The sequence below is a fragment of the Streptomyces sp. NPDC026515 genome, assembly GCF_055567595.1.
This window is the reverse complement of the sequence record NZ_JBVHQD010000001.1, coordinates 90,380-105,255: the sequence shown is the minus strand read 5'-3', so window position 1 is coordinate 105,255 and position 14,876 is coordinate 90,380. Positions and strand designations below refer to the sequence as shown.

The 14,876-nt window shown below is 72.4% G+C and carries 9 protein-coding genes; 2 read left to right on the top strand and 7 right to left on the bottom strand.

What is annotated here, in order from left to right:
* Positions 1 to 255: 255 nt before the first annotated feature.
* Entirely contained in the window at positions 256 to 486 is a 231-nt protein-coding gene (locus ACZ4O3_RS00415; RefSeq protein WP_351326738.1) for a DUF7455 domain-containing protein, read from the top strand.
* Positions 487 to 586: 100 nt separating this feature from the next.
* Here ACZ4O3_RS00415 and ACZ4O3_RS00410 read toward each other — a convergent pair whose 3' ends face one another.
* The 7 genes from ACZ4O3_RS00410 to ACZ4O3_RS00380 all read right to left on the bottom strand — a co-directional run bounded on the left by ACZ4O3_RS00410 (position 587) and on the right by ACZ4O3_RS00380 (position 12,300).
* Positions 587 to 1,453: a serine protease gene (locus tag ACZ4O3_RS00410; protein ID WP_467720657.1), complete on the bottom strand. Its 867-nt coding sequence runs from the start codon at positions 1,451 to 1,453 to the stop codon at positions 587 to 589.
* Positions 1,454 to 1,574: 121 nt separating this feature from the next.
* Complete coding sequence (locus ACZ4O3_RS00405; protein ID WP_362730620.1) at positions 1,575 to 3,131, bottom strand: RNA polymerase sigma factor; 1,557 nt, start codon at positions 3,129 to 3,131, stop codon at positions 1,575 to 1,577.
* 497 nt (positions 3,132 to 3,628) lie between these two features.
* The gene (locus tag ACZ4O3_RS00400; protein ID WP_384993071.1) at positions 3,629 to 4,516 is read right to left on the bottom strand and encodes a FadR/GntR family transcriptional regulator; all 888 of its coding nucleotides are present in this window, start codon (positions 4,514 to 4,516) and stop codon (positions 3,629 to 3,631) included.
* Positions 4,517 to 4,678: 162 nt separating this feature from the next.
* Entirely contained in the window at positions 4,679 to 7,291 is a 2,613-nt protein-coding gene (locus tag ACZ4O3_RS00395; RefSeq protein ID WP_467720656.1) for an ABC transporter ATP-binding protein, read from the bottom strand.
* Positions 7,292 to 7,371: 80 nt separating this feature from the next.
* Positions 7,372 to 8,130 (bottom strand): NUDIX hydrolase, encoded by a 759-nt coding sequence (locus ACZ4O3_RS00390; RefSeq protein WP_362721031.1) that lies wholly within the window; start codon positions 8,128 to 8,130, stop codon positions 7,372 to 7,374.
* Positions 8,131 to 8,308: 178 nt separating this feature from the next.
* Positions 8,309 to 10,225 carry a glycogen debranching N-terminal domain-containing protein gene (locus tag ACZ4O3_RS00385; protein WP_467720655.1) on the bottom strand — a complete coding sequence of 639 codons (1,917 nt, stop codon included), beginning with the start codon at positions 10,223 to 10,225 and terminating at the stop codon, positions 8,309 to 8,311.
* A gap of 581 nt (positions 10,226 to 10,806) precedes the next feature.
* Complete coding sequence (locus ACZ4O3_RS00380) at positions 10,807 to 12,300, bottom strand: DUF4192 domain-containing protein (RefSeq protein WP_467720654.1); 1,494 nt, start codon at positions 12,298 to 12,300, stop codon at positions 10,807 to 10,809.
* Positions 12,301 to 12,429: 129 nt separating this feature from the next.
* Here ACZ4O3_RS00380 and ACZ4O3_RS00375 point away from each other — a divergent pair, with 129 nt between their 5' ends.
* Positions 12,430 to 14,595, top strand: a complete 2,166-nt coding sequence (locus ACZ4O3_RS00375; RefSeq protein WP_362721039.1) for a RecQ family ATP-dependent DNA helicase — start codon at positions 12,430 to 12,432, stop codon at positions 14,593 to 14,595.
* The last annotated feature ends 281 nt before the right edge of the window (positions 14,596 to 14,876 follow it).

Below are 14,876 nucleotides of genomic sequence, written 5' to 3'. Positions count from 1 at the left end.
TCGAGGCATGAACCATTTAGGCTCCGGGCACGTCCTCACAAACAACCGGCAACCCCGCCGGGAGGATGAGACCGAATGAACCGCGCGAACCCGTAAGCACCGAAGACGACGCAATACGGCACATTCGCCGCCAACCGGCAGCAGACGGCCACCTCGAAAGATTTTTTTCGAGGAGAAGCCCCGAGCGGGAACGTTTTCGGGCTGGTTGGATGTTGACCCTGGTACGACAGCTCGTCGAGCTAGAGAAGAGGCGACGTGACTACTGTTCTGACCCCCGCGAGCCACCTGACGGCCGCCGATCGCTGCGACCGCTGCGGCGCCCAGGCATACCTGCGCGTCGTGCTGCTCAGCGGCGGAGAACTGCTCTTCTGCGCCCACCACGGACGCAAGTTCGAGCCGGAACTCAAGAAGATCGCCGCTGAGATACAGGACGAGACGGAGCGGCTGACCTCCGTTCCGAACACCGCCTCCGAAGATGAGCGCTGACCTCTCGCACCCACGACGAGCCAGCTCCGGCCCTGACCGGTGAACGGGCGGCCGCTCCCCTGGGGAGCGGCCGCCCGTCGTCATGTGCCCACAGCAGCCCTCAGGAGTGCGTGTGCGGCCTTCGTGAGCCGCTGAGGACACCGTCGGGCCCCAGAGCCCGTACGACCTCTGAGACGCGCGTGTAGACCCCGGGACTGCCCGGGCGCCCACAGCCACTGCCCCACGACACGAGTCCGATCAGCCGCCCCTGCGCCACCATCGGTCCCCCGCTGTCACCCTGGCAGGCGTCGGGGCCGCCCAGGGCCTCGCCCGCACACACCATGGAATCCGCGCGGTAGGTGCCGTCGGCGCCGCCGGGATAGGCGCGCGCGCACTCCTCGTCGGGCAGCACGTGGATCCGCGCCGCGTACAGCCGGCGCGCGTAGTCGCCGCCGCCCGTGATGTCACCCCATCCGGAGACCAGGGCACCCGTCCCGGGCCGGTAGGCGCCGTCGCCCTCGGCGGCCATCTTGACGACGGCGTCGGCCGGCAGCGGCCGCGCGAGGGTGAGGACGGCGAAGTCGCCTGTGTTCGCGTCGGGGTCGTAGCGTGGATTCACCCGGGCGACGGTCACCGGGATCTCCTGGCCCTGCGTCGAGAGCAGGTCCGTGCGGCCCGCGATGACCTTGAGGTCAGGCACCGGGCCGGCGGGTCCCCCGATCACGTCGTCGGCCAGGCAGTGGGCGGCGGTCAGCACGGTGGTCCGGCCGATCGCCACCCCTCCGCAGAACTGGCCGGCCCGGGTACCTCCGAACCGGTCACGACTGGACAGCGCGACCGTCCAGGGAGTCTGCGAGACGTCGACGGGGAACCCGCCCACGACGACGCTGTCAGCGGCTGCCGGAGGCTGGCCGGCCAGCGGTATCGCGGCGGCGACGGCCGCCAGGATCAGCGGCCGGATCAGGACCGGGGCAAAGGGACGGCGCATGCACGCTCCTCACTCTGGGTGGTACCGGGACACCCAGAGTCATCCAGCGCATCGCGACCCGCAGCCCGAAGGCCCGGCCCCCCGTAGGGAGACCGGGCCTTCGACGACGTACGGCTGCGGCCTAGTCGAGGTAGTCGCGCAGCACCTGCGAACGCGAGGGGTGGCGCAGCTTCGACATGGTCTTGGACTCGATCTGACGGATGCGCTCGCGCGTGACGCCGTAGACCTTGCCGATCTCGTCGAGGGTCTTCGGCTGGCCGTCGGTGAGACCGAACCGCATGGAGACGACACCGGCCTCGCGCTCGGACAGCGTGTCCAGCACCGAGTGCAGCTGCTCCTGCAGGAGGGTGAAGCTGACGGCGTCGGCGGGGACGACGGCCTCGGAGTCCTCGATGAGGTCACCGAACTCGCTGTCACCGTCCTCGCCCAGCGGGGTGTGCAGGGAGATGGGCTCACGGCCGTACTTCTGGACCTCGATGACCTTCTCGGGGGTCATGTCGAGTTCCTTGGCCAGCTCCTCCGGGGTGGGCTCACGACCCAGGTCCTGAAGCATCTGGCGCTGCACGCGCGCGAGCTTGTTGATGACCTCGACCATGTGCACCGGGATACGGATGGTGCGGGCCTGGTCGGCCATGGCGCGGGTGATCGCCTGACGGATCCACCAGGTGGCGTACGTGGAGAACTTGTAGCCCTTGGTGTAGTCGAACTTCTCGACCGCGCGGATCAGACCGAGGTTGCCCTCCTGGATGAGGTCCAGGAAGAGCATGCCGCGGCCGGTGTAGCGCTTGGCCAGGGAGACCACCAGACGGAGGTTCGCCTCCAGCAGGTGGTTCTTGGCGCGGCGCCCGTCCTCGGCGATGATCTCCAGCTCGCGCTTGAGCTTGGGGGCGAGCTTGTCGGCGTTGGCCAGCTTGTCCTCGGCGAACAGACCGGCCTCGATGCGCTTGGCGAGTTCGACCTCCTGCTCGGCGTTGAGCAGCGGGACCTTGCCGATCTGCTTGAGGTAGTCCTTGACCGGGTCGGCGGTGGCACCGGCCGCGGCGACCTGCTGTGCCGGCGCGTCGTCCTCGTCCTCGTCGGACAGGACGAAGCCCGCACTCTCGGTGCCCTCGGGTTCCTCGCCGCCCGCCTTGGCCTCTTCGAGGACCTCTTCCTCGAGGAGTTCGGCGTCGTCCTTCTTGGCGGCGGTCTTCTTCGCCGGCACCGCCTTCTTCGCGGCGGTCGCGGTCTTCTTCGCGGCGGCCTTCTTGGCGGCGGGGGCGGCCTTCTTGGCGGCGGCGGCCTTCCTCACGGGCGCCTCCTCCTCGGCCGCGTCGTCGGCGACGGAAGGGGACACGGCAGGAGCGGCCGTGGCGGTGGCCTTCCTGGTGGTCACCGTCTTCGCCGCGACGGTCTTGGTGGCGGTGCGCTTGGCCGGACTCTTCGCTGCGACGCTCTTTCGGGTGCGCTTGGGCTCCGCGGCACTGACCATCAGCGTCACACCCTCTTCCTCAAGGATCTGGTTGAGGCTGCGCAGTACGTTCTTCCACTGAGTGGCCGGAATCTGGTCAGCTTCGAAGGCCCGACGCACATCGTCGCCGGCGATCTGCCCCTCAGCCTTTCCCCGCTCAATGAGAGCCATGACAGAGACGGACTCGGCGATCTCCGGCGGGAGCGTACGGGATGTGCTGGCCGACACGAACAACCTCTCGGAACGTTGGAAAACGGCTTCCGGCCCCGTCCTGGGCGGACTGGAGCCGACCGCCGGCTTGGGGATGGGCCGACGGCGCGGGCGGGGGGCCGAGAAGATATACAGCGCCATGAATGGCGTCCGTATTCCCTCCGCGGCTGTCACCTATTAGGTCATCGCGCTGTCCGCAAGAGCGTTACGCCCAATCTACGTGGCCCGAGTCACACCCCATAGCCGCTCAAAAACGGTCAGATAGCGACAAAAGTAGCCGTCGGTGATCTCTTCAGGTTGCCGGACGACACCGCGTACGCCACTCGACCGCCACAGAGCCCGTCACAGGCCGCCCTTCCGTCGCGGCCTCCGTCCTGCGGCCGCTGCGCGCCCGTCCCGCCGCCGGACCCCGCCGGAGCCCTGAGGGATCCGGCGGGGTCCGGCGGAAGCGGGGCCACGGGCCGACGGCGCTACCGGAGCGCAGAACCGACCGAGCGCACCGCTCTCGATGCGGGTCAGTGCTCACGCGGGGCGGGAACCACGCGCTCGACCTCGGGGTGGACGGTGAGAAGCTGCCGCATGGCCGACTCGGCCGCGGTCCCGTCACCCGTGCCGAGCGCGTCGACGATCCGCGCGTGCTGGGCCAGGGACGTCTCGTTCGGCCGCTCACAGCCGGTGACGGGGCCGCCGGAGACCTGGAGGGCCGACGACACGATGCCGGAGAGGTGCTCGAGCATGCGGTTGCCCGCGATCTGGATGAGCATCGAGTGGAACTCGGCGTCCGCGCGCGAGAACGTCAGCGCGTCGCCCTGCGCCATCGCGTGGCTCATGATCTCGACCATGTCGGACAGGCGCTGCTGGACGTCCTCACGCCCGTGGCCAGCGGCGAGCCGGGCGGCGAGCGGCTCGATCGTCCAGCGCAGCTCGCTGAGCTCGCGGCGCTGGTCGTCACGCTGCGGCCCGAAGGCCCGCCATTCGATGATGTCGGGGTCGAGGAGGTTCCAGTCACTGACGGGACGCACGCGCGTGCCGACGTTCGGGCGGGCGCTGACCAGGCCCTTGGCCTCCAGGACCCGGAGGGACTCACGGACGACGGTCCGCGAGACCTCGAATCGCTGGCCGATCTCCTCCGGCACCAGCGGGCGGTCCGCCCCCAGGTCGCCGGAGACGATCATCTGACCCAGTTGTTGGACGAGTTGACCGTGCAGTCCGCGGCCGCGGCTGCCCGCGGCACGTCGCCCCACACGGCCCAGCTCCGGGTCCGGGCCCTCCCAGGAGGGAGCGCCGACACGATCGGTGACGGGGGCATCCACGTACGGGTAGCGGTCGAGTTCGCCCGGGCCGACCAGACCAGAGTCTGCGGAGCGGGCGGCGGTCATCATGGTGTGCGCAAGGGTACTCACGGATCCTTTGTCGGCGCTGCCTCCAACTCCCTTGAGGTCTTTGGTGAAAAGCACACGAAAGGGTGATCGCTCACCCCATCGCAATTGACGCCTTATCAGAAAGAAATGGCCTTTCTGCGCGGAGTTGTGTACGCGGAGGGATCGGTATCGGCCGGTCCAGGGTTACCGGAGCCTGGTCCGCAGGGTGGTGAACAGGTAGGCACAGAGCAGCGCGGTCAGCGACAACGCCATTGCCCCGCCCACGGGTTGGGCCAGCATACGAACCGCCGCGAGCAGATAGCGCTCACCTCCGAAGGGCCACTGCAGCAGCAACGTCTCCCGCATCCGCATCGGAAGTCCGGCGGCCATCCGTACACCCGACCCCTGCAGCGCCTTGTGTACGACCGGCACGACGAGTACGGGTACGGCGAGCACCGCGGCGAGACCGGCCGTGGTGGACCGGAAGACGCCTGCCGCCAGCACGCCGGCCCAGGCACAGCCGACGACCAGTCCGAACCAACTGGCGGTCATCGAAAGCCAGTCCGACGGAACTCTCGCGAGTTCCCGGCCGTAGACGAGATAGAGCATTTCGGCGTCGCAGCCCAAGGTGAGGAACGAGAGCAGCACGGCGGTTGCGCCGGAGACCGCCAGCTTGGCGGTGAGCAGCCCCAGCCGCCTGGGCACGGTGCCGCGGTCCGCCGCCAGCGCAGGATGGCGGAACTCGTCTCCGAAGGCCAGCGCCCCGAGCAGTCCCGCACCGAGCGCCGCGGGCGGCAGCGGCAGTTCCCGCGGCCATGCGGCGAACAGCCGGGCCTGCGGGGTGTGCCCGAGCCGGGCGAGCAGGACGGCGATGACGGCGGACACCGCCAGGACAGCACCGCAGGTGACGAACCCGGCTCCGATCCCGGCGGCCCGGCGGATTTCGTAGCGCAGGGGGCGGAGGGGGCTGGGGGCGGAACGGACGGCGATGGGGGGCGGGAGCGGTGACGAGTGGTCGAGAGCGGCGGCTCGAGACCGCCGCACGTGCCCGGCCGGAGTGGTGGCGGGCACGCCACCGGCCGCCGCGGGGCCGCTTGGCTGCGACCTCCCGCGGAGTTGCCCGGCGGAGACCTCGGCGGTCGCGGCCGCACCGGAATGCGGCCGGTCGAGGGCGAGCTGGGTGGCCGGCGCCTCGCCGGACGCGGCGCGCGTCGAAGGCTTGGAGGTGGCGGCGCGGGCGGTGGGATCGTCCGGAAGGGGACGGAGGGACGGCTGGGGGGATACGGCGAAGGTATGCGGTTGGCCGGGGGCGGCCGACGCCTGTGGCCGGGCCGAGGCGGTCACCGCCGACGGGTGGGCGGACGGGGCGGCGGACGGCTGGGCCGAGTCGGCAGTGGACGGCGGCTGGGCGGGGACGGTGGCGGAGATCAGCTCGGGGGCCGCGGCTTGGCTCGGCGACTCGGCTGGGGTGGCCAGGGCCGGAGGCGGCGCGGACGCGGTGCCGGCCGACGCCGGCCGGGCGGCCGCGGAGGCGCCTGCTGACTGGGCCGAGAGCGCTGCGGCCGGAGTCTCGGTGCCGCTGGTGCCGCCCGGAGGTTCGGCGTGCGGAGACCCGGCCGGGACCGCCGGCCCTTCGGCACCCGCTCCGGTGGATTCGTGCCGCTGCTCGGCCGTGGCGGAGTGCTCCGCCGTCTTCGCGGGCAGGTCCTCGCCCGGCTCCTGGTCGGCGGTGCACGACTGACTCACCGACCTCCGTCCGGCCGATGTCCGAGGCTGCGGGGTGACCGGAGAACCACTCGCGTCCGGACGTCGATCGACTCCGGGTGTGTCCCGCCGGTCGGCGGCCGGTGCTCCGTCGGCCGCCTGCTGCCCCTCCGCCGCCGGCTCGTTCGCGTCCCGCTGCCGTCGTACGGCGTCCGTCGGCGGCTCCGTTCCCGCGCCCGCGCCCATGGCGCCGACCTCGTCCGCGAGTTGGTGGACAAGGATGCCGTGGCGGAACGCGGCCTCGCCGACCTCGGCCGTCGTGCTGCCGTACACCGACAGGCGGTTGCCGCCTTCGCTGACGACCTCCACCGAGCGGTGGGCCGTGCGGGCCTCCTTGGCGAGGAGCGCGGCGAGCCGCGCGGCGTGAGGGCTGCGGACGGCTACGCGTGGCCGCAGCCGGGTGCGGGCGAAGTCGCTGGCCTCCTGGTCCGCGACGAGCCTGCCGGCCTCCAGGGTGACCACGCGGTCGGCGGCGCGGGCGGCTTCCTTGGGGTCGGAGGTGGCGAACAGAACCGTGCCGCCCTGCGCGGCGTGCGCCTGGAGCATGCGGTGCAACCACTGGCCCTCACGGGCGGAGAGACCGTGCGCGGGTTCGTCCAGGACGAGGGTGTGCGGGTCGGGGAGCAGCGCGCAGGCCAGGCCCAGCCGGCGGTCCATGCCGCGCGACAGCGTGCCCAGGCGCTCCTCGCGCAGGCTGACGAGCCCGACCGCTTCGAGCACTTCGTCGGCACGCCGGACCGGGACCCCGGTCGCCGCGCACAGCATGCGCAGGTGCCCGCGTACGGAGCGGGCCGGGTGACCCGGAACGTCACCGAGGAGGACGCCGACCTCACACGAGGGGTGGGCGATGCGGTGCAGGGGGCGACCCTTGAAATAGGTGAGTCCACGGCCCTGTTCGAGTTCGAGCATCAGCCTGAGCGCCGTGGTCTTGCCCGCGCCCGCCTCGCCCAGGAGTGCGGTGACGCGACCCGCGCACGCTTCGAAGGTCACGTCGTCGACGGCGGGCGGGTGCGCCTTACGGGCATTGCTGGTCAGTCCGAAGGCCTCGATCACCTTAGGGAAGATAGCGCGGAATGACCGTTTTTCCAGGTATAGAAGGGTTCAATCTCGGCGGTGTTCGCGCTGTCGGGCGGTCAGACCTCCGGTCGCAGCATCGGCGGGTTGAGGAGGGTGGCACCACCGGCGCGGAAGAGCTGGGCCGGACGGCCCCCCTGCCGGGTGGTCGTGCCACCGGTGGGGACGAGGAAGCCGGGCGTGCCGGTCACCTTGCGGTGGAAGTTGCGCGGGTCGAGCGCCACACCCCACACCGCCTCATAGACCCGGCGCAGCTCACCGACCGTGAACTCGGGCGTGCAGAACGCGGTGGCCAGGGACGAGTATTCGATCTTGGAGCGGGCCCGCTCCACCCCGTCGGACAGAATCTGGGCGTGGTCGAAGGCGAGCGGGGCGACCGGTTCGCCGTCCCGGCCGTACCCGCCCTGCGCGAGCAGTTCCTCCACCGGTGCCCAGCGCGCGTTACTGGCGTCGCCGCCGGCCCGAGGTGCCGGGAGGTCGGGAGCGAGGGCGAGGTGGGCGACGCTGACCACGCGCATCCTGGGGTCGCGCTTGGGGTCGCCGTAGGTCGCCAGCTGCTCCAGATGGGCACCGCCGTCCTGGGCGGGGGCGTCGGGGACGTGCGCGCACAGCCCGGTCTCCTCCGCGAGTTCCCGCGCCGCCGCCTGCGACAGATCCTCGTCGGCCCGCACGAAGCCGCCCGGCAGCGCCCAACGCCCCTGGAACGGCTGCTCGCCTCTGCGTACCGCCAGCGCGCACAGGGCGTGGCGGCGCACAGTCAGCACGACCAGGTCCACGGTGACAGCGAAGGGCGGAAAGGCTGACGGGTCGTAGGGCATGCGGTGATCATAGTCGTCTGCCTGACGATAAACACTCCCTTCGTCGCCCGCTTCGACTGCTGATCCACTTCGCGCCGATACACGCCGCCCCGCGGTCCGTCCCGGCGCGCGTCCGACGTCCGGCAACCCGTTCGTCACGCCGATGACGTCGCCCGTCCTCGCCCGGGCGTCCCGGCCGTCACGCCCCCAACTGCAGGCCGCTCGCGGCCTCCTCGACCATTGCCAGGCCGAGCCGGCTGACCCGTATCGAGAAGGGTGCGCCCGCCACCCGCAGGCCGGTCAGACCCAGTTCGCCCAGGGGCACGCTGTGGACGGGCCGCAGCGTGACGGTCCCGGCCGGGGCATCGGGGCGGATACCGGCGAGCGTGGTGAGGAGCAGCACCCCGGAGGCGGCCGCCGTGGCTGCCGGACGGCAGGCTGCGGGGTGCGGAAGGGGAGCGCTCCCGTCGGTGCGCTGCTCGCCTGCGAACATCTCGGGCAGTCGGTAACCGAAGTGTTCGGCCGCCGCCAGCAGGCCGCGCAGCAGCCCGCCCGCCTCCTTCTCGTAGCCCGCGGAGGCCAGACCGGCGACGGCGAGTGCCGTCTCCTGGACCCGGACGGCTCCGGCCCGGTGCCCGAACGGGTTGTGTCCCGCCTCCTTGACCCCGAGTCCGCGCAGCCCCCACCCCGAGTACATGGCCGCACCGCCGAGCAGCCGGGCGAGCTGCTCCGTCCGCACCTTGTCGAGCAGACCTACGGCCGGTCTGCCGCCGCCGAGCAGGCCGGTGTCGAGCAGGTGGACGGCGGCGGAGCCGAGGTGGGTCAGGGGTCGGCCGTCCGGAGTCAGCGCCGCCGCCGGACGGCCGCCGCTTCTGTCCTCGGTCCAGAAGTCCGACTGGAACACCGTCCTCAGCTCCCCCGCCCACTGCCGCAGCCCGGCGCCGCCGGGCCGGTGGTACGCGTCGAGGAGGTCCGCGCCGAGCAGCGCGGCCCGGTGGGCGTGAGCCTGGGTCTCACTGCGCGCTGGGCCGCCCGGCTGGGGGTCGCAGAGATAGGTGTGGTCGCCCACCGTGGTGCGCAGCCAGGTCAGGCAGCGCTCGGCCGCGGGCAGCAACTCCCGGATCTCCTGGTCCGGCAGCCCCCAGCGGCGGGCCTCCGCCAGCAGTGCGGGGAAGAGCAGGGTGGCCTCGGTGCCCGTGCAGCCCGGGGGCAGATGTGTGCCGGCGTCACGGCGTGGGCCGGGGATCATGCCGGCGTGCGGCCCCGGACCTCGCAGTTGGGTGCGGGCGAGGATGCGCAGGGTGCCCGCGGCGAGGCGGGTGCCGAGGGGCAGGGTCATCCGGGCGGCGGCGAGCGCCTCGGCCGGAGCCAGGCCACAGCGCCAGGGTGCCCCGGCCCCGAGGTAGGTGTCGGAGGGATGGGCAGGGTCACGGAGCAGCAGCGCCTGGAGATCCTCGATGCTGGTCCTGAGCAGCGCCGCGGCTCTCGGATCGTCACCCGCGGCCCTGGCGGGTGCCAGCGGGCTGGTCGCGGCGCGTCCCACGGCACGCAGGGGGCCCGTGCTGTCCGGACGCACCTGTAGTTCCACGCTCACCGTCGCGCCCGGGGCCAGTTCGAACTCCCAGCGCAGCAGCCCCGCGGAGGCCAGCGCGTCGGTGGGGGGCGGGTCCGCCGTGACCGACGAGCTGCCGGTGGGGGTGGTCCAGCGCAGCCCGGAGTCGTGGACGCTGGCCGGGAGTTCGGGTCCGGGGCTGCCGGAGGCGATGGCGCTCAGCTCCGCAAGGTCGGTTCCGAGCGCCACCTCCAGTGCGAGACGCCGCGAACGGCGCGCGGAGCTGCGCAGGGTGATGCGCTCGGTGCCGTCGGCGTGCCGGGCCCGTTCCACGACGACGTCCGGATCCGGGCCGGCTGCCGGGGAGGCCCGCAGGGTTCCCACGAAGTGTGCGCAGTCCGCGCCGGCCATCCGCGCCTGCACGGGGAGCGGTTCGCGGCCGGCAACCCGGACCTGACAGCGTGCGAGCAGCCGCCGGCCCGCCCGGTAGAACCCCTCCAGGCCGGCGCCGGTCAACTGACCCTGCTCCGCGGAGATGGCGAGGCCGGGCAGTGCGACGCACATCAGCGCGTTGTGCGTGGGCGGCAGCCCACCGATGGGCCCCGTGCCCTTCGCCCCCGGCGTCGATCGTGAGGGCGTGACCCGAGGCGTGCGGGTGGGCTGCCCCGACGGGCCTTCCGGCCACGGGAGCCAGGCTGGGGGGCCGTCCCGGAGTCGACGGTTGCCGTCAGCGGTGGAGGGCGGACTCGGCTGATGCATGGCAGGCACCTTCTGCGCTCGGTGCGCCTGGGACGTGCTCGGCGCCGGATGAGAGGTTCCGGAGGGACAGGGGGCGTGGACGGGCGGCGGCACGACCCGTCCAGGCGTTCCGCCACTCAGGTGAACGGAGGAGGGCTCCTCCTGGTCACGCCCCCGTCCGTCGAACCCGCCGGACAACTGCGCGAGATGACACCGTGCGGGCTGGTCGGCCCGCACTTCCCGGCACCGAAGAACTGCTGGCCGATGCGGCACAGGCGGGCAGGCGGGCGGGCGGGCAGGCGGGTCCGGAACCGTTCCGGTCCGGTCCGGTCCGGTGAGGTTTCCTGTCCAGTTGCGGACAGCGCCTGCCCACGCCCGTCCGCATGCAGCCGCTGCCCGGCCCTCGTTCATTCGTCACCCTCGGCGTGGCCCTTCCGGGCGGGTGAGTCCGCCCGCGCAGCCCGACCGCCTCGGGTGTCGGTCTTCTGCGTCGCCCGGGTGCGTGTGCCGTCACCGGGCCTGGACGCACCCGGGCGGGTCCGGGCGCGACCTGAGCCCGTCGGACGGGTGCCCTCCGCCCGAGGCCGCCGCGGGTCGGGACTGTCTTCCGTGCGCGGACGGCGGCGACGCCTGACTTCGGAGGCGGCGGTCGGCTCGTGGCTGTCGCCCGCGTCGGCCGGGGCGCCGTCACCGGCGGCTTCCGCGTCGACCGCCGGCTCGTGCCCCGTGCGCCCCGTGCGCAGGCATCGGCGGATCGACTCGGGGTCCAGACCCTCGTTGCAGGCCTGGTGCAGCAGCCTGGCGAAGAGGTACTCGGGATCCGCGCCCAGGGCCATCGCCAGTGCCTCCCGCGCCTCCAGGTCGTCACCGGTCGACCAGGCGACCCAGCCGGCCAGCGTCAGGGGCGCGGCGGCGTGTTCGCCGTACGCACCGACGCAGCGGCGGGCGAGGGCCCGCCACAGGCGCAGGGCGGGTCCGGCCTCGTCGCCCTCCATCCAGGCGGCTGCCCGATCGCGGGTGGTGCGGTCCTGGAGTCCGAGGATCAGCAGGGCGGCTTCGCTGTGGGTGATCAGGGCGTCGTCGCGGAGGTCCGCCTGGTGGATGCCGGACACGGGGATCGCCGCGGCGTACCGGCTCATGAGCTGCTCGGCGAGGGCGAGTGTCTCGTCGGCCACGTCCGCCCGGGAGGCGTCGTGGAGAATGCGGGGCACCATGGCGCTTCCCGCGCGGTCCAGGGCGGTCTCCTGTTCCAGCGCGGCACCGGATTCCCGGGGCTGCAGCCTGGCCCGCAGCTCGCGCAGGGTGCCGCGCACCTGGATGCCGGCGTAGGTGGCGGCGGCCGCGAGCACGGAGGTGCCGGGCAGGCCCATGGGGGCGCCCTCGGGAGGACAGCACTCGTCCGCCGGGCAGCAGTACGACCAGAATCGGCCCTCCGAGACGCACAGCGCCTCGATCACCGGCACGTCGAGGCGGCCGCACTCGGTGCGCAGCAGCTGGGCCAACGGAGCGAGCCGGCGCATGACGTCCCGGCCCGTCTCGCCGGGTGCGGGTTCCTGACAGACGTAGGCGACCATCTGCTCGGGGCGGCTTCCGCGGCGTTCGCTGCCCGTCATCAGGCCCTGCGCCAGCTGACGGGCGGCCGATTCCCAGTCGTCCGTGTGCGCCGGGATGCCGAGCCGGGCCCGTCCGCCGAACCGGCCGCGGCCGCCCCGGTCGTGCAGGGCGACCAGAACCATGCTGTCCTCGGGCCGGTACCCGAGCAGATAGGGCAGCGCGTCGGCCAGTTCGGCCGGGGTGCGCAGGGTGATCTGGGTGTCGTGGGCGGGACGGCCGAGCGGCTCCCCGCCTCCGTTGATGTCGCCGTTGTCGGAGGGTCCGGTGGTTTCGCTGTGATTCGTCATGCGCCGACGATCCCGCGGATATCGTGATTCCGGTTTTCCTGTGGATAAGTCCAATCAGGGACACACCAACGCCGCCCCGCCCGTCCACAGCCCGCCCGGCTGTCGGTCCCGTCCTGTTGTATGGGACGCATGGAGCACACGAACAACGCGGAACTCCGGTCGCGGGCGGATGCCGTCCTCGCCCGTCTCGTCGGCGACGACACGGGCACGGCCCGGTTGCGCGAGGACCAGTGGCGGGCCATCGAGGCGCTGGTCGCCGACCGGCGCCGAGCCCTGGTGGTGCAGCGCACCGGCTGGGGCAAGTCCGCGGTGTACTTCGTGGCGACCTCGCTGCTGCGGGCCGCGGGCAGCGGTCCGACGGTCATCGTCTCCCCCCTGCTGGCGCTCATGCGCAACCAGGTGGGCGCCGCGGCCCGGGCCGGCATCCACGCCCGCACCATCAACTCCTCCAACACCGAGGACTGGGAGGCGATCCAGTCGGAGATCGCGGCAGGTGAGGTCGACGTCCTCCTGGTGTCCCCGGAGCGTCTCAACAACCCGGACTTCCGCGACGAGGTCCTGCCCAAGCTCGCCGCGGCGACCGGACTGCTCGTGGTCGACGAGGCCCACTGCATCTCGGACTGGGGACATGACTTCCGTCCGGACTACCGGCGGCTGCGCACCATGCTCGCCGAGCTGCCCCCGGGTGTGCCGGTGCTGGCCACCACCGCCACGGCCAACGCGCGCGTGACCGCCGATGTCGCCGAGCAACTCGGCACCGGTGGCGGCTCGGACGCACTGGTGCTGCGTGGTCCGCTGGACCGGGAGAGCCTGAGTCTGGGGGTGCTGCGGCTGCCGGACGCCGCCCACCGGATGGCGTGGCTCGCGGACCACCTGGACGAACTGCCGGGCTCCGGCATCGTCTACACCCTCACGGTGGCCGCGGCCGAGGAGGTCACCGCCTTCCTGCGGCAGCGCGGACACACCGTGGCCTCGTACACGGGGAAGACGGAGAACGCCGACCGGCAGCAGGCCGAGGACGACCTGATCGGCAACCGGGTCAAGGCCCTGATCGCCACCTCGGCCCTCGGCATGGGCTTCGACAAGCCCGATCTCGGATTCGTGGTGCACCTGGGCTCACCCTCCTCTCCCATCGCCTACTACCAGCAGGTCGGCCGCGCGGGGCGCGGTGTCGAGCACGCCGAGGTACTGCTGCTGCCGGGCCGGGAGGACGAGGCGATCTGGGAGTACTTCGCCTCGCTCGCGTTCCCTTCGGAGGATCTGGTGCGCCGCACCCTGGACGTCCTGTCCCGGGCCGGCGGCCCCATGTCGCTGCCCGCGCTGGAGCCACTGGTGGAACTGCGCCGCTCCCGGCTGGAGACCATGCTGAAGGTTCTCGACGTGGACGGTGCGGTCAAGCGGGTCAAGGGCGGGTGGATCACGACCGGGCAGCCGTGGACGTACGACTCGGAGCGGTACGCCTGGGTGGCACGGCAGCGGGCGGCCGAGCAGCAGGCGATGCGCGAGTACGCGGCCACGACGGACTGCCGGATGGAGTTCCTGCAGCGCCAGCTCGACGACGAGGGCGCGAAACCCTGCGGCCGCTGCGACAACTGCGACCGGTCGCGGTTCACGGCGGACACCTCCACGGCCGCGCTGGACGCCGCACGGGTCGACCTCGGCCGCGCGGGCGTCGAGGTGGAGCCCCGCCGGATGTGGCCGACCGGTCTGCCTGCCATCGGCATCGATCTCAAGGGCCGCATCCCGGCCGGTGAACAGGGTTCGGCGGGGCGCGCCCTGGGGCGGTTGTCGGACATCGGCTGGGGCAATCGGCTCCGCCCGCTGCTCGCTCCCCAGGCCCCGGACACGGCCGTGCCGGACGACGTCGCGCGCGCGGTGGTGGACGTGCTGGCCGACTGGGCGAAGGGCCCCGGCGGGTGGGCCCCGGGCGCGGCCGACGCACAGCCGCGGCCGGTGGGTGTCGTCACCATCGCCTCGCGCTCCCGTCCTCGGCTGATCGACTCCCTGGGCGCCCGCATCGCGGAGGTCGGCAGACTGCCCCTGCTGGGTTCCGTGACGTACGCGGGTGAGGCGCCGCACGTGTCGCGCAGCAACAGCGCCCAGCGTCTGAAGGCCCTCGACGGCGCGCTGACCGTGCCACCCGCCCTGTCCGCCGCGCTCGCCGCGGCCGAGGGTCCGGTGCTGCTGGTGGACGACTTCACCGAGACCGGCTGGACGCTGGCGGTCGCGGCACGCCTGCTGCGGAGGTCCGGGGCGCGTGGGGTGTTGCCGCTGGTCCTGGCTGTTCAGGGTTGATCCGCCAGGTGCTGTTCGAATACGGCACCGGGTACGGCCTGCGCACGTGACGTACCAGGACGTCGCAGAGTTCTCCGGCGCCTCCCTGGGTAGGGATATAAGCCACGCACCACCAGATAACCGTCGGTGGCCCCATTTGCTCGTTGCCGCAATCAAGTTCGGCAGGAAGAATTGAAGTCCGCTCCCCGCACGGCTCGTCCGTGATCCGGTTGGGCCTTACTGCGGTGCGCGCTCCCCCGAATCCGATCTCGCCCGCTGTGTGGGCGCGTAGCCGAAGGGAG